Source organism: Microbulbifer maximicatervae (SeqCode), from assembly GCF_052467325.1.
In genome coordinates this window covers 1,199,142-1,219,077 of record NZ_CP174310.1, presented here as the reverse complement: position 1 = coordinate 1,219,077, position 19,936 = coordinate 1,199,142, and the positions used below count along the sequence as shown (strand labels likewise).

Genomic DNA, 19,936 nt, shown 5'->3' with positions numbered 1-19,936 from the left:
AGGGGCTATAACATCACTCAACAGTTACCCACTATCGACCGCTAGCTAATGAATTACGATATATCAATATTAGAGTTAAAACTGTTCTTAATGACGGCCCAATTGGGTAACTATTCTGAGGTTTCCAGGCAGCAGGGAATGACACCGTCCTCTGTATCGCGAAAAATGGCTCAGCTAGAGGGGAAAGTGGGAACCAAACTACTGCACCGTCATACCAGGGCAATATCACTGACGGATGAAGGTACGGCCTTTGCAAAGTATTGTAGCGATATTGTTCGTCAGTATGAGCTAGTTTGCGGGCAAATTGAGCAAAGGGCCAACACACCACGGGGGGTTGTTAAAATCAGTGCCCCCGTTGCTTTTGGGCGGCTTCATATTGCTCCTTATATTCCAGATTTGTTAGAGCTTTATCCGCTGCTTAGGATCGAAATGCAGCAGACAGATAGCTTTATTGACCCTGCTAAGGAGGGTATTGACTTACTTATCAGAATTGGAGCGCTCCAAGATTCAGGCTTGAAAATGAATCGCTTTGGCAATCATAACTTTGTATTAGCAGCCAGCCCGGAATATCTGAGGGTAAATGGGATTCCGGAAACCCCAGAGCAGTTAATTGCTCACAACTGTTTGGTATTTAAGGGAACCAATGGGCTACAGCGCTGGTTTATCGGTAAAGATGGTTTGACACCCTATGAAGTTAAGGGATCACTTTACAGCAATAATGCAGAAACACTGGTTTCCAGTGCTATAGGGGGAGCTGGGGTTGTTATGTTCCCAACTTGGTTAATCAATGAAGAGATTCGGTTGGGCAAGCTGGTTCCTATTTTGACTGACTACCGCGCATCTTCATCGGCAGAAAACCAAACTATCAATGCACTCTACTTACCTACGGATAACCTGGCTCCCAAAGTACGTGTTGTTATTGATTTCCTTAAGGAGAAATACGGTAGTCCCTGCTATTGGGATGCTAAATAGAGAAGCCCTCTTGCTATGACTCTGTGGGTATCGTGTACATTGTACTGCAAACAGGTTTTGGTTACAGGCAGGGGCTCCTGCCTCGGCCTGTAATTTCTGCTTGGTATTGACTAGCCGGCTAGCCTAAATAATCTACACTCATCAAATATCATAAGAAGAGTTAAAATTTATAACTCACCATTAGTGACGTACGTCTAGAGCTATCAGTGTCCACGATTGGGCTATTACTAATCTCATCGCCATACCAGGTTTGATATACGCCCCCCATAAGAATAAGGTTTGGGCTAATGCTGTAACCCACTTGTACACCTAACCGGGTAATGATATCTGCATCTGCTTCATACGCTGCCCTATCTTGAGTTACTTCATTTAGGTCCACGCCATAGTAGTAATCCAACGCACTATCACTTTGCCAGCTAATAGTGAAGTCGGGTTTGATGATCCACTTTTGGTGCTTGTAAGGCAGACTATATCCAGCCGATAGACTGTATCCGTCGTGGGTATTACTGATATCTTGTGAGACGCCAACCTTCCAAAGGCCTACCGGGCTTTTATAGTTCATAGATAAGTTGGCAAGAATCGCCAGGTCAAACTCTTCCATATCGCTGAGCTTATCACTGTCCCCTCTGTCTCTATCACTAGCGAAGTCGCCGCCAATACCAAGCTTCACTCGAAGTTTATCGTCGTGGTACAAATCAGCACCCAACTCAAAACCCTGAAAGTAAAAGCGCTTGTAGCGGGCTGAGATCAATGGAAATATGTTGTTTTGGTCCTCGCCATCAACGTAGATTGACTCAACGCTAAAAGCCCCAATACCTACAGAAAGTGCCGTCTCATCCTGCTTTGGCGGCTTCTGGGTAACTTCATCTGCAAAAGCTAGGCTGGATAATGCCGAACTCACCAGCGCGGTGCACATACTCAAAGTTAATGGCAGAGAACTCTTATGGTTTTGATCTCGCAAACTAGACATATTGAATCCCAATTTGAACTGGTTGAAGTTCCGTTATTTCTGGAGTGAATTCTATGCCGGTAAAGGTAAACGCCAGGTAAATAAACTCATGCCCAGGCCAGGTTAACGGTTAAGTATTGTTCATTTTTGTTGTAAGAAAAGATCCATTGCTGCTGATCGGCCACTTGCTTCAGAATATGAAGACCTAAACCAAAACCCTGCCCTTCCCCCCTGTCAAAATGCACCTGCTGCTCCGGCAGTATGGGGTTCTGAACCCGGATTCCATTTGCATCAAAATCAATATCGATACTTCCCTCAAGGGTATGCTCAAAGGCATTTCTGAGCAGATTGGTTATAGCGATATCCAATAGCACTTGTACTTGCTTCAAGTTGACCGAACTATCCGAATTGAGATGAACCTGTACATCTCGCTGACCCAAGAGGTATTTGAGCTGCTCAACTCGAGTTTGAATCATATTGCTGAAATCAAATTCTGTTGATTCCAAATTTACCTTGCTTTGAGATAGCAGCAGAAGTGCCTGTGTCAGCTGGGTCATCTGCTCATAGGAGCGCTCAATCTGCTCCAGTTGAGTATCGATTGGCTTACCTTTTTTTTGCCTTACCTTCACCACATGCAAGGCACTGCCAATGGTTGCCAAGGGGGTTCTCAATTCATGGCTCGCATTCTGTAGAAATTGCTTTTCCTGCTCTTGATGATTCCATACCTGCTGTAGCGACTCTTGCAGTACTCGTCCTACACGGCCAAATTCATCCTTCCTTTGATTTAAAGATTCCGGGATCGGAGTCAACTTATGCCGGCTCTTTTGCGCAAATTTCTCCAGGGCTTTTAATGGCGATATCACTTGTCTTGCAAGAATAAGAGGCACACTTAATGCTAAAGTAAGGGCTAGTAAGATACCGATAAGAACTTCAATTTCTACCTTTTTGTACTTGCTGGGTATTGCAGCTTCTTCTATTTCCAGCACGTAGTAAGTTATCTTAAGGGCGCTTTCAGCATAAGGCATAATTGCTAAATAGTAGCGATCATCAATTAAGTCTTTGCTAAAGTGCACCCTTTTTTCTTCGCCGTCAGCTTCCTCTAGCACGCGCTTTGCCGTATCTGGCAGTGAACTGTACTCATCATATGTTTGTAACTGGGCAAAAAAAGGGTCATCAATAACCCCTCCAGCCTCAATGATACGTTTTTCAGCTACAGATATCAGTGTCGCACCTAAGGCGTGCTTAACCATTTTTACTTTGGATTTCTCAACGACAACTGCACTGCACGCCACAATTGCGGCAAGAATCCAAATATAGTGAGAGAAAAATTTTCTGCGAATGGAACGGTCAAAGGCTTTCATCACGCTTCCCCAGGATAACGCCCTTCCCTCTGATCGTGTGTAGTAGCGGAAAACTGAACCCCTTATCAATTCCCTGCCGCAACCGATACAGATGTACTTTGATTACGTCGGATTCGGGGGAAAGAAACTGCCATAAATGCTGTTCAATTTTTTCTTTAGTAACCAGCTTTGGACTCTGTTGCATCAAAAACACGAGCAATTCCCAACAGATTGGGGGAAGATTTATAGATTTCCCCTGCCTGGTGACTTCATGGGTCTCTAAATTAACTTCCAGGTCCTCAACTTTATACCGGGTTTGGGTAACGCGTCGTTTTATTGATAGAGACCGAATCCGTGCGACCAGCTCAAGCATTTCGAAGGGTTTAACCAGGTAGTCATCTCCTCCAGATTGGAAACCGGCAAGTTTATCGTCCAATTGGTCCAGCGCGGTCAGCATCAATATTGGTGTCGAGCTTCCTGCATTGCGCAACTTAGAGCTCACTTCGAAACCACTTCTACCCGGCATCATGACATCAAGTACGATTACATCGAAGTCATGCTTTAAGGCCAGCTCAGTGGCCATTATTCCATTGTCAGCGTAGTCACATCGAATATTGTACTCTTCGAGGCTCTCAATAATATTGGACGCCAGTGCGTGATTGTCTTCAGCTAAGAGTACCAATAATGGCGTTTTGCAGTCAGGCCCCATTGATCTAGTCACTCAAAAGTTCTCGATAGACCTGGAATAATAAAAGCCATTGGGTAAACGGAAAGTAAATAAGTGTAAGATTGTCCACTTACTGATCACCTATGGGAAGCTTGCCTGTGACAGCTACTGCCATGTCTAAAAATGTCGGAGCCATCACGCTTGACAAGAAATGACCCTATCAAATCTTCAGAAGTTCTTTCAAAAATTTGCCCTCTGGCGATCCTTGTTGGTACTGCACCCTTCATTTGGATAGAGTTGATCCAGGTAGATCTGTCGTCGAGTTAAGAGAGGTGGAGGGGAAAATTGACAATGCGTGATAGGCCTAAAGAGTTGGCTGTCACTACAGAAAAGAGAGGGAGGTATGTGGTTGAGAAAGCACCTCCCCAGCACTTGTGCGGCTGGGGAAGCAGGCGGTTTCGCCCCTTATTGGGGGCGAAGCCTAAAGTTTACAGGCAGACAATATTTTCTGCTTGTGGGCCTTTAGCGCCCTGAGTCACGGTAAACTCTACCTTCTGGCCTTCGGCCAAGGTTTTAAAACCGCCACCGGAAATTGCGCTGAAGTGAGCAAAAACGTCGGGACCGGATTCCTGGGCGATGAAGCCAAAACCTTTCCCTTCGTCAAACCACTTAACGGTACCAGTAACTGTATTAGACATAATAGATATCCTTGATTGAACAATTGCGCTCCAATTGAATGGAGTTGTGCGGGCAAAAAGTATTATTTTAAACGAGACCGAACGAAGGATTATGACTAAAACTACGAGGTAAACTGCAATAAAAAATGGCTTTTAAACCGGCGGACGAATAGTAGCACTAGCCTGTCACCTATGTCCACTTTTTCCTAAATCTACCCCCGACATTGGCACTCAGACCGCCGTCCACTGCCGCATAAAGGCGCGATGAACCGGAGGCACTGAGGCGATACAGTGGGCCGATAGCCACAATGCCGATTTTGCCAGAGGATTGCTCGAGGAGATCAGCTTTCTCGCCAGCTCTGTTTTCTTAACCACAGACTCTCCGGCCTCATGCCGGGAGGTGGGGTAGCTATCGACCGTACCGTTAGCGATAGCAGATGCTGCGGCTATGGCGTCAGCCATACCCAGATTCATCCCCTTCCCTCCTACTGGAGAGTGGCAATGGGCTGCGTCACCAGCCAATAACACCCGGTGCTTTCGGTAAGTTTCTGCCTGTCGGATGGAGATTTTAAAGGCCGCTGTCCTCCGGATGTTGGCGATTTCTATCGGCAACCTGAGGGTTGCCAGGGCATCTTCGGTTGATGATGCGATGCGAGCGCGGCGCCGCTCGATAGGGAGCACCAAGGTGAACTCACCTTCCCCGCCGTACAGGTCCAAGGTAATCTCTTCTGGATCAAAGTTTCCTCTCAAATCCACATCCGCAATTGACCACTTATTGGACAGATCAATACCCGGGTACCGTATTTTCAGCTGTTGTCGCACGGCGGACTGTATGCCGTCTGCGGCAATCACCCAGTCAAAAGAGGCGCTGGTACTATCTGAGAAATTGACGGCCGCCTTGTCTGGGGTGGTTGTGATGTTAGTGACTGACACCCCGTACTCAACTTCGACGCCCCTCTCGGCAAGAGTGTCCCTGAGGATTCCCTCGGTCCGATTTTGCGGCAGCCCCAGAGGCACCCTATTGCGAAACTCATTTCCGCTGTTGTCGATATAAACCAGGGTTCTCTCATCGCGCAATATGTGCATTTTCCTTAGAGGCATCGCCTCTGCAAGAAAGGGGGCTGCGGCGCCCAGTTCAAGAAGAGCATCAATGGTGGCCGGCATAATGCCGACAGCACGGGAGAGTTCAGAGGGGCTGTCTTTGTGCTCAACAATACGGCACTTCAACCCCAGGGATGTGAGGGCGACCGCAGCAGTCAATCCGGTCGGGCCTGCGCCAATTACCAAGATGTCCATCGATACAACTTGTAGCCAGAAAGCTCAACCGGTCGACACAGAATGCCTCGATCACCACTGGGAGCTTGCTGCTGCAAGCTTAGACAAATTTCTACTACTGTAGAGGGGTATTAAGCACTCTAAATGTCTACACAGCCCCCCCCTTCTCCGATGCCACTACTTAAGTACTTTTATTTCTCTCGGAGGAGTCGGGAATGTCACTGTAGCCCAGTGCCGCTACGGGCTTATCAATTGAGGCACCCTGACGATCGAGGACACCGATATCCAGTACTGGGGAGGAATCGATATGTTGAACGCCCATCATTTGGGCTAGGCTGTAAAATAACCTACAGGATGGCAGGCTCTGCTTCGTTATATTTCTAGGCGTCGCAATAGTATTGATCGTGCCGGCCAATGCTATACCCGCAAAATCGATATTATATGTGCATTAACGCAGACTCATAAGCTTGTCTCGGATCCCTGATTTAAATTTATAATAGTCACTACCTTGATAGGTAGGCTTAAGATATTGCCCACAGAAAGCTCTACATGGTTTACGCGGTGATTTACTGCAACGAATATTATAGACTCTGATTGAATCAAATGTAGCTCCAAGAAGGAGGGCATCGATAATCGCCTGGGGCTCAGCACAAGTGAATGCAGTTTTACCACCGCCAACCCGCCCCACATCTCCTGTAAGCTTATCAAGATAATTGATGAAAAACATGGCGCTAGCCCTTTCTCTACGGGAGTATTTTCTACATATATCGTCTAGCGCGCTTCGCCTGTTACCAGAAAAGCCCGTTGTATGAACATTTCCCCCAGAGTACGTTAAGCCCATAACTTTTACTTTATGCACATCCATGAGAACCTCCCCATAATCAATATTATTTTTAGTTAAGGCACATGATTATCAGGCTTCATATTATGCTTTTGTGAAACCAAATAAATGACACATCATGAATGTAGACCAATAATAGAGAAGCACAACAAATACTTTCCAATCGGGAAGGTAGGATCAGTTTTAAGGGCAAATATAGAATAGCACTAACATTTTAGACTGAAGCAAGAATCTAGTACCTAAGGCCATTCTGTATATATGGGATTCAACGTACTACTGCGTCGGATGAAAATAATACACTGCGCTTGGAGGCATATAGGGCATGGATGCCGATTATGAGCTTGCAGGGATGTATGCACAGCGTGTCTCAAGTGTAGTGTGTTCTTTCCTCCTTCCCTGTAGTAAGGCTTTGCAGGTTAGGCGTACTGACAATTTAATTTCAGGCTTGCAGGCTTCTCTCTATATTGGCTCTGGCAGATTTGTCGAATCTGGCAAGGAGGTAATCTATATGGAATAACCTATCCCGAAATAGGAATTCCTCCAGCAGTTTTCTTCATTTCTTTTTGTAAACAATTGATGGCACTAACCGATATTCTTTACGTACTTGAGTTTCATATCCATCATAGGCTTCCTTGCTGGCTCCCAGAATTGCTAAATCCACATCAACAAGTAGCTTTTCAGCGATCTGGGTAGGCGTGTAATTGTGGCAGGTGACCATGGTTAGCTGATACACCCTTTCACTGCCAGGCATGCCTTGCACTCTGCCGGGATCTGTTCGAAAAACTCCACTGAGATTCTTATTGGAAAGAACCATGCTCCGATCTGGCCTTCTGATTTTACGGGTTCCATTACGGGACCGGTGTGCCGATCTCTGTGGTATTGATAGAGAGCGGATTTAAAGTCTATGGAATGGATGCCTCTTCTACGACGGTTGCCGAGTTCGCTCGGCACTTCCCGCAAATAAGAGCAGTCTGCGAGCCTGTGGAGAGCTCGTATTTTTTTTAGCAGACGCTTTGACGATATTGTCTCAATTGGGCTTATGTTTCTATCGTCTGCGCCTTTGTGGCGGCAACTGATCTTCAAAGCGGCTTCCGCACTAAACTCTGATGGTCACTTCCTGTTTACATCACCTTCACAAGTTTGCGAAAGGATCGACGTGATGAGGAGGCGCAGGTCGCGTTCAGGGGAAGATACGCATATTTAGCTTCTTTCGGAGCTAGGACTGGTTCTCGCTGGCACCTATACAGACGAGAGGACGAATCACTACTTTCATTTCAGAAAGTCACGCTAACGGAGGTAAATATCATTATACAGGCCGGCCTTTGAGCCATGCAGCGTCATTACAAACAACCAGCCTGCCAAGTCGTTCTAGGGAGTATCTTTTCTCGTGGCTTCCTCTGCCTCGACACTGTAACCCAAGGCCGCCCCCTGTTTTTCGGCACTGGTGCCCTGTCGATCCAGCACCCCAATATCCAATACTGGTGAGGCATCGATATGTTGGGCGTCCATCATTTGGGCCACGCGCTGTAGTGAAGCAATAATCATGCTCTGCTCCCAGTCTTTTAGATCGCCAAACTGACGAGCAAACTGGTCCTGGAGCGGTATGGGGGCATCGCGCAAAGTCTCAGCGGCCTCCTCAGTAAGGTAAGCATGCACTTTGCGCTTATCCGCCTGGGAGCGCTGGCGATAAACCAAGCCTCTCTTCTCCAGGCGGTCAAGAATATTGGTCACGGTTGCCTGGCTCAGGTTGACCTCGTTGGCCAGTTCGCCGATCGTCACTTCACCCTTATTGCGAATAGCTTGTAGCAACAACACCTGCGGGGCGGTTAAGCCGGTGGTTTTAGCCAGGTGTTTGGAGTGCAGGTCCGTGGCTCTTATTACCCGCCGCAGGGCCACTAGCACTTGTTCGATACTGTTCAAAGTTACCTCTCAATCATGGAGTCAGGGTGATTGCCGGAATTATATCGCCCTGCCCCTCAATCACTAAGCGCTTATAACCCGACTGCGAAACATCACCCCCACAAGAGCGCCAGACTTCACCACAAAGCTGCCTATTTTATGCCCAGGCGATCGCTCAGCTGGTATGCCCAATAGAAAAATTTATCGACCTCAAAATATTATTTTAACATGCCTATAGGCTGTATATCCCACATATCCAGGCATTTCTAGGTCAAATATTGTGACTTGATTCGCCTCAAGCATCCTGGACTTTGAATTTAATTTGTGTACGATATTTAGCGTTCAAAGCATTTTTACTATTAATCCGGCACAAAAATGCCTCTAAGAAGCTATATTTACGCCATTTGCTCAACATTTGTGCAGGTAAATATTTAGAGGTGAAAAAATATTTAGTCGGTTGGGAAGGTTTTTTGTCTAGCTCAGAAAATATTTTGTTGCGCAGCCCATTGATTGAAGATGGGATGGCCACTTACCGATTGATCAAACGTTGCCCTCCACTGGATACAAACTCCAGCTACTGCAACCTTCTCCACTGCAGTCATTTCGCCAACACCTCAGTCGCCGCAGAGGTTGATGGAGAGCTGCTGGGCTTTATTTCCGGGTATATCATCCCCGACCGTACAGATACCCTCTTTGTCTGGCAGGTGGCCGTCGACGAGAAAGCCCGGGGGCTTGGATTGGCATCCCGGATGATAAGTCACATTCTCGAGCGCCCTCACTGTGGTTCGGTCAGATTTATCGAGACCACCATTACAGAACACAACCTGCCCTCTTGGGCGCTCTTCCACAGTGTCGCCGATAAATTATCGGTCGATCTTCACTCCTCACCCTGGATGGACTCTCAAGCCCACTTTGACGGGCTTCACGACTCCGAAACCCTTGTCCGCATCGGGCCTTTCGCCCTCGAAGAAACACCATAAAAGAGAAAATCATGAAGATCTTTGATGAGATTGAATCAGAAGTGCAAAGCTATGCCCGCTCCTTTCCGCGAGTTTTCAATCGCGCAAAAGGCGAGCTGATGTGGGATGAGGAGGGAAATCAGTATCTGGATTTCCTGGCTGGTGCCGGCACACTCAACTACGGGCACAACAACCCACTGTTCAAGCAGGCACTGCAAGATTACATCGAGGCCGATGGAATTACTCACGGCCTCGATATGCACACCAGGGCCAAGGGTGAATTCCTACAGGCACTGAATGAGAAAATTCTCAAGCCGCGGAATATGGAGTACGTGGTGCAGTTTACCGGTCCGACAGGGACGAATGCGGTAGAGGCGGCGATGAAGATTGCCCGCAATGTAACCGGGCAGCAGAACATCGTCACCTTTACCAACGGTTTCCATGGCGTAAGCCTTGGCTCGCTGGCCGCCACCGGCAACTCGCATCACAGGGATGCTGCCGGTGTCAGCCTCAATGGTACGCACCGCATGCCCTTTGACGACTACCTGGGCAAAAATATCGATACCACAGAATACCTCGATAAAGTCCTCTCAGATTCCAGCAGCGGTATTAATTCTCCCGCAGCAGTGATTGTTGAGACAGTTCAAGGGGAAGGCGGTATCAATGCGGCCAGTATCGAGTGGCTAAGAAACCTTCAATTCGTCTGCAAAAAACACGGCTTACTTTTTATTGTCGATGATATCCAGGCTGGCTGCGGCCGCACGGGCAACTTTTTCAGCTTTGAAGAGGCCGGTATCGAACCCGATATCATTACGCTATCCAAATCCCTTAGTGGCTATGGGCTGCCATTTGCGCTGGTGCTAATGAAACCAGAGCTGGATCAGTGGAAGCCCGGTGAGCACAACGGCACTTTCCGTGGCAACAATCTGGCTTTTGTAACTGCGAAAGCCGCTATCGATCATTACTGGTCTGACGAAAACTTCTCACGGGAGATTAAACGCAAGGGCAAATACATTTCCGAGCGTTTGAATGAAATTGTCAGCCGATATGGTGAGGGCAATTTCACCACTAAAGGCCGGGGTATGTTTCAGGGTATCGACTGCATCAGCGGCGAACTTGCAGGAAAAATCACCAAACTCGCATTCAAGCAGGGGCTGATTATTGAAACCAGCGGAGCCGATGACCAGATCGTTAAGCTCCTTTGCCCACTGATTATCACCGATCAAAACCTTAAAAAAGGGATCGACATTATTGAATCCGCTATCCGGGAAGTCTGTGCCGGAGAGCGGGATATGCCTGAGGAAAGAGTCTTTTTTGAAGCCTGCTAGACTTTAAGGGCCTCTGAAAGGCTCACGCAAAAGATCCAACTGCGCAGGCTGCAAATTAAGAATATTGCTGACCAGCCAGACTCGAACACACACGAAACAGCGAAATACCAATGATTGTCAGAAGTTTACAGGAAGCTAAAAAATCCGGCCGCCGGGTTGTTTCACCGGATAGCAACTGGGAGAGCACCCGACTCCTGCTTAAAGATGATGAAATGGGCTTTTCTTTCCATATCACCACTATTTATGCAGATGCTGATTTCCAAATGCACTATCAAAACCATTTGGAAGCGGTTTACTGCATTTCCGGCAGAGGTGAGGTAGAAACTCTTGAGGATGGCAAGAAGCACCCTATCGAACCTGGAACTATCTATATTCTCGATAAGCATGACCGACACATTTTAAGAGCCTTTGAAGAAATGACTATGGCCTGTGTATTTAACCCCCCTTTGAATGGCAAGGAAGTACACAATGCTGAGGGAGCCTACGAACTTGAGGCTGACAAGATTGATGAATAATTAGTCAGTCATAGGGCAGTATCCATGAAGTACCTTCCAGATAGCTCAAGTGTTACCAGGGAAGATTGTTACCCCTCCCGAAAACAGGGCCTTCTGGGTGGTGCCAGGGTGCGCAAAGATCCAATTGTGTATGGGGACTGCCAGTCCCCCTCCCCACTGACACCATCGCAACTCAAGCGCTATGCAGAACAGGGCTTTGTTGTACTGGAGAATTTGTTTTCCCAGGCGGAGATTAACCTTTTTACGCAAGAGCTGGCGGAGATTAAACAGCGCAGACACACTGACAAATCGGAAGAAATTATCACCGAGCCTGAAAGTAACGAAGTGCGCTCAGTCTTTCGTATCCACAAAAGCAGCCAAATTTTTAACCGGCTTTCCAGGGATCAGCGGCTATCAAGTATCGCGAAATGTATTTTGGGTGATGAGGTTTATATTCATCAGTCTCGCGCGAACTACAAACCTGGTTTTCGCGGGAAAGATTTTTATTGGCACTCCGATTTTGAAACCTGGCATGTCGAGGACGGCATGCCCCGTATGCGGGCACTCAGCATCTCCATTACCTTAACAGAGAATCATCATTTTAATGGCCCATTGATGCTGATTCCCAAGTCCCACCACCATTACATTGCTTGCGATGGGGAAACACCAAAACGGAACTACCTCAGCTCACTGAAAAAGCAAGAACTGGGTATTCCCTCAGATAGCCATTTGAGGTCCCTGGTATCCAATGGCGGAATATCAGCTGTTACAGGCAAGCCCGGCAGCATTGTTGTGTTTGACTGTAACTTAATGCATGGCTCCAGCAGCAATATCAGCCCCGACCCGAGGTCTAATTTGTTTTTTGTTTTTAATGCCCTGAGCAACAAGGTGGAGGCTCCGTTTTGCGGCTTGCCTCCCAGGCCGGAATACATCTGTGCGAGGAAATCAATTTCTACTATCTGAAGCAAATCTCAATTCAAAGCACTCACCCAGTTTTTAAGAGAAAGAAGGACCAGTAAGAGACGATGCATACGATAGAAAAGATTGGCGGCACCTCTATGACGGACTACGAAGCGGTCCGGGATAATATTATCAAAGGTGACTCCAAGGGGATCTACAATCGTGTTTTTGTAGTCTCTGCCTACGGCGGTATTACTGACTTGCTTCTAGAGCACAAGAAAAGTGGTCAACCAGGTATCTATGCCCTCTTCTCCAGCAGCATTGAGGACGATAGCTGGCTGGTTAAGTTTGATGAGCTTCGGGCAGCACTGCGGCAAATCAACGAGCGTCTTTTCGGGCATGGCGATCTTCTCGCGGAAGCGAACCTGTTTTTGGATGAAAGGCTGGAGAGCGCCAAAAAATGCCTGAGAGACCTGCAAAGCCTTTGTCAGCACGGCCACTTCTCCCTCGACGCTCACTTGGGCACGGTAAGGGAGATGTTAGCCAGCCTCGGCGAGGCCCACAGCGCATGGAACACTTCTAAACTGTTGCAGCGGGATGGTGTAAATGCCTGCTTTGTCGATCTGACTGGCTGGCGCACCAACAAGCACATACCCCTGGATGAGCGTATCCGGGATGCCTTTGCCACTATCGACTTAAGCAGGCAGCTGCCCATTGTTACCGGCTATGCCCATAGCGATAAAGGCCTGCTGATCTCGTTTGATCGGGGCTACAGCGAGATGACTTTCAGTCGTCTCGCCGTCCTTACCGGGGCAAAGGAGGCGGTGATTCACAAAGAGTTCCACCTGAGCAGTGCAGACCCTCGCCTGGTGGGAGAGGGAAATGCAGTACCCATTGGCCGCACCAACTATGATGTGGCCGACCAGTTGGCCAACCTGGGTATGGAAGCGATTCACCCCAAAGCCGCTAAGGGGCTGCGCCAACAAAATATCCCTCTCAGGGTGAAAAACACCTTCGAGCCCGAGCACGCCGGCACCCTGATTACTGGTGATTACATCAGCGACTCTCCACGAGTGGAAATTATTGCCGGCTGTAAAGGGGTTTACGCCCTGGAGTTGTTTGACCAGGATATGGCGGGCAGCATCCACGATTATGATCGCGAAGTGCTACTGGTGATCAAGCGCTTCAAAGCCCACATTATTTCCAAAGACACTAATGCCAATACCCTTACCCATTTCCTCTCCACCAACCTGAAAACAATTAAGCGGATTCAGGCTGCATTGGAAGAGCATTTTCCCGAAGCCGAACTGAACCAGCGCAAAGTCGCCATAGTTTCAGCCATCGGTAGCGATATGCAAATCCCCGGCGTGCTGGCCAAAGCGGTGCAGTCGATGTCCAAAAGCAATATCCGCGTGCTCGCCATGCACCAGTCCCTGCGTCATGTAGATATGCAGTTCATCGTTAACGAGCCAGACTATGATGCAGCCGTTCGGACTCTACACGAGGCACTGGTAGAGATTTACAATCACGGGACGGCGATATGCCTCGCATCCTGAGCCTTTGTGCCCTGCTCTTTTTATTAACTTCCGTCACCTCTATTTCCCAGGAAGCGGAAGAAAAGAAAAAAGACAGTGCGCAAAGCGAAGTCGACACCCTTGAGAAGCCCTTGTACACACCCTTCATCGAGCGCTATATGCTCGACGAAATTAAGCAGCTGCGAATCGATCAGGCTAATGCCAAGCAGGAATTGATTCAGCAAATTGTCGATCGTGAACACAACTCTGTCGATCGAGCCGTAGCCTACGCAACCGATACGGTTACCTACTTTTTCTACTTGATAGCCGCCGCCACTTCAATTTTGGTTTTAGTTGGTTGGCGGTCATTTCAGGATATTAAAGAGCGGGTGCACTCCCTGGCCGATGAAGAGATCTCAAAGCTGGTCCAGGAATACGAAAAGCGCTTGGAAGTTATAGAGAAGCAGCTTCAACAGAAAACACAGCATATTGAAGAAAACCGCGAGGAAATCGAGCTAACTCAGGAAGTACAGTCCCTGTGGCTGCGCGCCCAACAAGAATCCTCAGTGGCAAATAAAATTGCCATTTACGACGAGATTCTGCGCCTCCGTCACGAGGATGTAGAAGCCCTTACCTATAAAGCTGATGCAGTGCTGGAGCTTAATGAACCCCAGTGGGCCGCCAACCTTTGTCACCAGGCCCTGGGTATTGACTCGGATAACAGCCATGCCTTCTACCAACTGGCATGCGCCCATACTGCCATGGGTCAATTTGATGAAGCGCTGCGTTATCTGGCTGAAGCCATCAAAAGGCGGGAAAGCTACCGCGATGAGATCCTGGTTGATAGCGCCTTACAGCCTTTAGCGGAAAGTGAAGTTTTTGAGGAACTCGACCAGGTTATTGCCAATACCCCCTCGCCGCAAAGTGGTGGCAAGGGAGGTTAGAAATATTCGGATAACCTCTGAAGACCAACCGATAAAATAATACGGGATAAAAATAATAGGATTGCCGATGATCTATTCATTTCTTGGTTTTTTACTTTTGTTCACTCTGGTCGGCCTCTCTTCTGCGATGTTCAGCCGTCAAACCAAAGCCGACTATTACCTTGCCAGCAGAGGTGTCTCCCCCTGGCTGGTGGGGTTGTCTGCCGTGGCAACGAACAATAGCGGTTATATGTTTATCGGGGTTATCGGCTATACCTACACCACTGGGTTGGCCTCCATCTGGTTGATGGTGGGGTGGATTGCCGGTGATTTTCTGGCTTCCCTCTATGTACACAAGCGATTAAGGACCGCTACCAGTTCAAGTGGTGAAGTCAGCTACGCAGGTGTTCTCAGTAATTGGCACGGACAGAAGTACTCAGCCCTGCAGCGCCTGATCGGCATCATTTCCCTGCTGTTTTTATTAACGTATGCCTCTGCCCAAATGGTTGCCGGCAGCAAAGCCCTGCACGTACTGCTGGATTGGCCCCTTTGGTCCGGTGCTGTAGTTGGAGCTGTGCTTGTTTGCCTCTACTGTTTAGCTGGCGGCCTCCGCGCGTCCATTTGGACTGATGCGGCCCAATCCATCGTTATGATGGGGGCTATGGCAGCACTTCTAGCCGTCGCCCTTGCCAACTTGGGTGGTATCACCAGTGCGGCGATACAAATGAAGGCTATCGAAGGTTTTACCCATTGGCTTCCCGAGGGACTTGCCTTTGCGGGCTGGGGCGGGGTGATACTCTTTGTGATCAGTTGGGGGGTTGCTGGATTGTCTGTGATTGGACAACCCCACGTTATGGTTCGATTTATGACCCTGAAGGATTCCAGCAAGATGAACCGGGCAAGGGCCTGGTACTATCTGTGGTTCATACTTTTCTATTGTATGGCCACCGGGGTCGGCCTGCTATCCAGAGTGTTTATTGCCGACACAGGGAGCTTTGATGCGGAGCTTGCTCTTCCCACCATGGCTATGGATTTGTTGCCCCCTGTTTTTGTTGGGCTGATCCTGGCTGGTATCTTTGCCGCAACCATGTCCACCGCAGACTCCCTGCTTCTCAGCTGCTCCGCAGCCATTACCCACGATATTCTTCCGCACAAGATTGAAAAAACCTGGTTTCTCAAGCTTGTCACAGTTGCCATAACCGGCGGCGCATTGCTGTTGGCGCTCGCCAACAGCCAAAGTGTGTTCAGCCTGGTTATTTTCGCTTGGTCGGGACTTGCCAGCGCATTTGGCCCCCTACTCCTGGTATTGTGTTTTGGGGATAAGCCATTCCAGGCAACCGCTATCGCAGCAGTGATTATCGGCTTTACAGCAGCGATTACCTGGCGGCTACTGGGGTATCACGGCGTGATCTATGAGGGATTGCCGGGTATTGCAGCTGGGTTAGCAGTGCTATATCTGGCCAGCCTGAACCGCCAAACCTCCACTTTACGCGAGGCAAACAGTTAAATTCACTCAAAGTAATTCTGGGGAGGTAGAGCCTCCCCACCTGCCAGACCTTCACCAGCTAAAGCCTCCTCCCCCAAAAGCGACAAACTCTATCTCCTGCCGGCCGAAGCCCCCGCCTTTCGAGCACCTGACTTGACCTCGAGATAGCCAGGTTGAGCAAAATTTATACAGTGTTTTTTATAGAGTTCAAATGAGATTTTTGGCCCAACCCAGCCCACTTTTAACCCTTGAAAATACGGATTAACTCTGTAGTCGCTGAAAAATAAATCCTCCTACGAATCCGCCAGCTTTGTTGCATTGAGTGCTAACAATTAGAGTTCAAATTAAAAATATGTTACATTTTGTGTCATATCGCTCGATAAACGACTATCGAGCCCGGGCTGGAATCTGACGATTAGGGACAAATGTCTTCGTCAGACCGGCCCTTTTTTATGATGACTGGACCTTCACGATCGGCCCATTGCGCCCTTCGAGTCCATCGCCAACGAACAACCGACTGACCCTCTGTTAAAGCAGTATGGAGAGACAGATGTCACTGGACAAACAACGGAATTTTGTAGACGGCCGCTACCTGTCGAATGAGAGCGGCGAGTGCTTTGATGTATATAATCCGGCGACCAACGAGGTCAGCTATCAGGTTGAGGTTGCCGACGAGAAGGTACTCACAGAAACCATCGAGAGCGCTAAGCGCGGTTTTGCCCAGTGGTCAGCGATGATGCCGGTCGAGCGCAGTCGCATCCTGCTGAAAGCAGTAGCACTGTTGCGCGAGCGCAACGACGAACTGGCAGCTATCGAAGTGGCTGATACCGGCAAGCCCTGGCAGGAAGCCAGTGTTGTGGACGTAGTGACTGGGGCCGACTCTATCGAATTCTTTGCCGGCCTGGCTGCAGGCATTGAAGGCAATCAGCAGCAAGTCGGTGAGGACTTCTACTACACCCGCCGCGAGCCCCTGGGCATCTGCGCCGGAATCGGTGCCTGGAACTACCCCTTACAAATCGCTTGCTGGAAAGCCGCCCCGGCCCTAGCCTGCGGTAACGCCATGATCTTCAAGCCTTCCGAAGAAACCCCCAAAGGTGCTTTGAAGTTGGCTGAAATCTTTATTGAAGCGGGCATGCCCCCGGGTGTTTTCAACGTAATCCAAGGTGATGGCGCCGTGGGTGCCTGGCTGACTAACCACCCGGATATCGCCAAGGTTTCCTTTACCGGCGAAGTGGGTACCGGCAAGAAAGTGATGGCCGCAGCGGCTTCCAACCTGAAAGAAGTTACCATGGAGCTGGGTGGCAAGTCCCCGCTGGTGATCTTTGATGATGCCGACCTGGAGCAAGCCGTTTCTGCTGCCATGCTGGGCAACTTCTACACCCAGGGCGAAATCTGCACCAACGGTACCCGGGTATTTGTACACCGCAGCATCCACGATCAGTTCCTCGCTCGTCTGAAAGAGCGTGTTGAGCAAAATATTATTGCCGGTGATCCGATGAATCCGGACACCAACTTCGGCGCCCTGATTTCTGCCAAGCACCAGCAACTGGTGATGGACTACATCAGCAAGGGTAAAGAGGAAGGCGCGACCCTGTTCTGCGGCGGTCACACCCTTTCACCAGAAAATTCACCTAACGGTTACTTCGTTGCTCCCACCGTATTCACCGACTGTCATGACGATATGACCATCTGCCGCGAAGAGATCTTCGGCCCGGTAATGTCGGTACTGGTCTTTGATGATGAAGACGAAGTGATCCGCCGCGCTAACGATACCCGATTGGGCTTGGCCGCCGGCGTATTTACCCGTGATATCACTCGCGCCCACCGTGTGATCCACCAGATGCAAGCGGGTATCTGCTGGATCAATGCCTACGGCGCTTCCCCGGCAGAAATGCCGGTGGGCGGATACAAGTTATCCGGAATCGGACGCGAAAATGGACTTGCGACCCTGAACCACTACACCCAGCTAAAAGCGGTGTATGTGGGCCTGGCACCACTGGAAAGCCCATTTTAAGCGGTACCCTGTATGAGTGAGTTTGACTACATCATTGTCGGCGCCGGCTCTGCCGGTTGCGTTTTGGCCAACCGCCTGTCTGACCAGGAAGATAAAAAAGTCCTCCTGGTAGAGACAGGAGGTAGCGATCGCAGCATCTTTATCCAGATGCCCACCGCGCTGTCCATCCCCATGAATACTGAGAAGTACGCCTGGCAGTTTACGACTGAACCGGAGCCCCACTTGGATAACCGCAGTATGCACTGCCCCAGGGGCAAGGTACTCGGTGGTTCCTCCTCGATTAACGGGATGGTTTACGTGCGCGGGCACGCTAAAGACTTTGATGAGTGGGCACAGCACGGCGCCGAAGGCTGGGATTACGCCCACTGCCTGCCCTACTTTAAACGCTCTGAGACCTGGGCTTTCGGCGGTGACGATTACCGTGGTGACGAAGGCCCACTGGGGGTCAATAACGGCAATGAAATGGCCAACCCCCTTTATGGAGCCTTTATCGAAGCTGGCAAAGAAGCTGGCTACGACTACACCGCAGATTACAATGGTGAGCAGCAAGAGGGCTTTGGCCCCATGCATATGACGGTAAAAGATGGCAAGCGTTGGTCTACCGCCAACGCTTACCTAAAACCGGCAATGCAGCGCCCCAATTTGACGGTATTGACCCACGCCACTGTGCATAAGGTGATTCTGGAAGGTAAACGGGCAGTCGGAATCAAACTTGAACGCAAGGGAAAGATCCTGGAATTCAAGGCGCGGCAGGAAGTCATCCTCAGCGCAGGTCCCATCGGCTCCCCTCACCTTCTTCAGCTCTCCGGAATCGGAGATCCCGACACACTGGCAGAAGCCGGTATCGAACTCCATCACGAACTCCCCGGCGTCGGCCAAAACTTGCAGGACCACCTGGAGTTCTATTTCCAGTTCCGCTGCAACCAACCGATTTCCCTGAATGGCAAGCTCGATCCGTGGAATAAATTCCTGATCGGCGCTCGTTGGATACTGAAGAAGGATGGTCTCGGAGCCACCAACCATTTCGAGTCCTGCGGTTTTATTCGCTCCAAAGAAAATGTGGAGTGGCCGGACCTGCAATATCACTTCCTGCCAGCAGCCATGCGCTATGACGGCCGCGAAGCTTTCGACGGCCACGGCTTCCAGGTGCATATCGGGCACAACAAGCCCAAGAGTCGCGGCAGGGTCAAAGTGGTGAGCAGTGATCCCAAGCAATCCCCTTCAATCCTGTTCAACTATTTGCAGGAGAAAGAGGACATCGAGGGTTTCCGTGCTTGTGTGCGACTGACTCGCGAGATTATCAATCAGCCAGCTTTCGACGAATACCGAGGCGATGAAATCCAGCCCGGCACCGATATCCAGACTGATGAACAAATTGACGCTTTCGTACGGGAATCCGTCGAGAGTGCTTACCACCCATCCTGCTCCTGCAAGATGGGCACTGATGCAATGGCAGTGGTAGACCCGGAAACCCGTGTACACGGATTGCAGGGCTTGAGAGTTGTAGATTCCTCCATCTTTCCGACCATTCCCAACGGCAACCTGAATGCGCCCACCATTATGGTGGCGGAGCGGGCTGCTGACCTGATTTTAGGGCGCCCAGTATTGGCGCCCTCCGAGGCACCGGTAGCGACCAAAGCTACCAGCACTCAGCGACCTGGCCGCCCTGCGCGCTCAGTTAGCTGATTTTTCGTCGGC

Annotated in this window: 20 protein-coding genes; 11 read left to right on the top strand and 9 right to left on the bottom strand. The window is 49.5% G+C overall.

Translation table 11 applies throughout. The features are described 5' to 3' along the window. The first annotated feature begins 48 nt into the window (after nucleotides 1-48). Complete coding sequence (locus tag ACJJIE_RS05750; RefSeq protein WP_444893879.1) at nucleotides 49-972, top strand: LysR family transcriptional regulator; 924 nt, start codon at nucleotides 49-51, stop codon at nucleotides 970-972. Between the two features lie 160 nt (nucleotides 973-1,132). Here ACJJIE_RS05750 and ACJJIE_RS05745 read toward each other — a convergent pair whose 3' ends face one another. From ACJJIE_RS05745 to ACJJIE_RS05710, 8 genes are all read right to left on the bottom strand, one after another. Beyond that, nucleotides 1,133-1,942, bottom strand: coding sequence for a MipA/OmpV family protein (locus tag ACJJIE_RS05745; protein WP_444893878.1), 810 nt, complete (start codon nucleotides 1,940-1,942; stop codon nucleotides 1,133-1,135). Between the two features lie 86 nt (nucleotides 1,943-2,028). Then, the gene (locus tag ACJJIE_RS05740; protein ID WP_444893877.1) at nucleotides 2,029-3,282 is read right to left on the bottom strand and encodes a sensor histidine kinase; all 1,254 of its coding nucleotides are present in this window, start codon (nucleotides 3,280-3,282) and stop codon (nucleotides 2,029-2,031) included. Further along, a complete protein-coding gene (locus tag ACJJIE_RS05735) occupies nucleotides 3,269-3,982 on the bottom strand; it encodes a response regulator transcription factor (RefSeq protein WP_444893876.1) in 714 nt (237 codons plus the stop codon). The genes ACJJIE_RS05740 and ACJJIE_RS05735 overlap by 14 nt, the downstream gene beginning before the upstream one ends. 434 nt (nucleotides 3,983-4,416) lie before the next feature. Beyond that, nucleotides 4,417-4,626, bottom strand: coding sequence for a cold-shock protein (locus ACJJIE_RS05730; protein WP_108733254.1), 210 nt, complete (start codon nucleotides 4,624-4,626; stop codon nucleotides 4,417-4,419). Nucleotides 4,627-4,836: 210 nt separating this feature from the next. Beyond that, nucleotides 4,837-5,901 carry an FAD-dependent oxidoreductase gene (locus tag ACJJIE_RS05725; protein ID WP_444893875.1) on the bottom strand — a complete coding sequence of 355 codons (1,065 nt, stop codon included), beginning with the start codon at nucleotides 5,899-5,901 and terminating at the stop codon, nucleotides 4,837-4,839. A 160-nt stretch (nucleotides 5,902-6,061) separates the two neighbouring features. Beyond that, on the bottom strand, nucleotides 6,062-6,205 hold the full coding sequence (locus ACJJIE_RS05720) for a hypothetical protein (RefSeq protein WP_444893874.1): 144 nt from the start codon (nucleotides 6,203-6,205) through the stop codon (nucleotides 6,062-6,064). Nucleotides 6,206-6,328: 123 nt separating this feature from the next. Next, a complete protein-coding gene (locus ACJJIE_RS05715; RefSeq protein ID WP_444893873.1) occupies nucleotides 6,329-6,745 on the bottom strand; it encodes a hypothetical protein in 417 nt (138 codons plus the stop codon). Between the two features lie 529 nt (nucleotides 6,746-7,274). After that, nucleotides 7,275-7,472: a hypothetical protein gene (locus ACJJIE_RS05710; RefSeq protein ID WP_444893872.1), complete on the bottom strand. Its 198-nt coding sequence runs from the start codon at nucleotides 7,470-7,472 to the stop codon at nucleotides 7,275-7,277. Nucleotides 7,473-7,475: 3 nt separating this feature from the next. On the opposite strand from ACJJIE_RS05710, the gene ACJJIE_RS05705 reads away from it, so the two are divergent. Next, entirely contained in the window at nucleotides 7,476-7,604 is a 129-nt protein-coding gene (locus tag ACJJIE_RS05705; protein WP_444893871.1) for a hypothetical protein, read from the top strand. Nucleotides 7,605-8,089: 485 nt separating this feature from the next. Here the strand turns inward: ACJJIE_RS05705 and ACJJIE_RS05700 are convergent, their stop codons facing one another. Next, nucleotides 8,090-8,641 (bottom strand): MarR family winged helix-turn-helix transcriptional regulator, encoded by a 552-nt coding sequence (locus ACJJIE_RS05700; protein WP_444893870.1) that lies wholly within the window; start codon nucleotides 8,639-8,641, stop codon nucleotides 8,090-8,092. 449 nt (nucleotides 8,642-9,090) lie between these two features. Here ACJJIE_RS05700 and ectA point away from each other — a divergent pair, with 449 nt between their 5' ends. From ectA to betA, 9 genes are all read left to right on the top strand, one after another. Next, on the top strand, nucleotides 9,091-9,600 hold the full coding sequence (gene ectA, locus ACJJIE_RS05695) for a diaminobutyrate acetyltransferase (RefSeq protein ID WP_444893869.1): 510 nt from the start codon (nucleotides 9,091-9,093) through the stop codon (nucleotides 9,598-9,600). An 11-nt stretch (nucleotides 9,601-9,611) separates the two neighbouring features. Next, entirely contained in the window at nucleotides 9,612-10,907 is a 1,296-nt protein-coding gene (gene ectB / locus ACJJIE_RS05690; RefSeq protein WP_444893868.1) for a diaminobutyrate--2-oxoglutarate transaminase, read from the top strand. A 110-nt stretch (nucleotides 10,908-11,017) separates the two neighbouring features. Next, nucleotides 11,018-11,422, top strand: a complete 405-nt coding sequence (locus tag ACJJIE_RS05685) for an ectoine synthase (protein WP_282932786.1) — start codon at nucleotides 11,018-11,020, stop codon at nucleotides 11,420-11,422. A 24-nt stretch (nucleotides 11,423-11,446) separates the two neighbouring features. Continuing rightward, nucleotides 11,447-12,364, top strand: coding sequence for an ectoine hydroxylase (gene thpD / locus ACJJIE_RS05680; RefSeq protein WP_444893867.1), 918 nt, complete (start codon nucleotides 11,447-11,449; stop codon nucleotides 12,362-12,364). 62 nt (nucleotides 12,365-12,426) lie between these two features. Beyond that, nucleotides 12,427-13,857 carry an aspartate kinase gene (locus ACJJIE_RS05675; protein WP_282932784.1) on the top strand — a complete coding sequence of 477 codons (1,431 nt, stop codon included), beginning with the start codon at nucleotides 12,427-12,429 and terminating at the stop codon, nucleotides 13,855-13,857. Further along, nucleotides 13,842-14,759 carry a TPR end-of-group domain-containing protein gene (locus ACJJIE_RS05670; protein WP_444893866.1) on the top strand — a complete coding sequence of 306 codons (918 nt, stop codon included), beginning with the start codon at nucleotides 13,842-13,844 and terminating at the stop codon, nucleotides 14,757-14,759. Before ACJJIE_RS05675 ends, ACJJIE_RS05670 begins: the two co-directional genes overlap by 16 nt. Before the next feature lie 67 nt (nucleotides 14,760-14,826). Further along, nucleotides 14,827-16,245, top strand: a complete 1,419-nt coding sequence (locus tag ACJJIE_RS05665; protein ID WP_444893865.1) for a sodium/proline symporter — start codon at nucleotides 14,827-14,829, stop codon at nucleotides 16,243-16,245. A gap of 529 nt (nucleotides 16,246-16,774) precedes the next feature. After that, a complete protein-coding gene (gene betB / locus ACJJIE_RS05660; protein ID WP_282932781.1) occupies nucleotides 16,775-18,238 on the top strand; it encodes a betaine-aldehyde dehydrogenase in 1,464 nt (487 codons plus the stop codon). Nucleotides 18,239-18,250: 12 nt separating this feature from the next. Beyond that, nucleotides 18,251-19,924: a choline dehydrogenase gene (gene betA / locus ACJJIE_RS05655; RefSeq protein ID WP_444893864.1), complete on the top strand. Its 1,674-nt coding sequence runs from the start codon at nucleotides 18,251-18,253 to the stop codon at nucleotides 19,922-19,924. The last annotated feature ends 12 nt before the right edge of the window (nucleotides 19,925-19,936 follow it).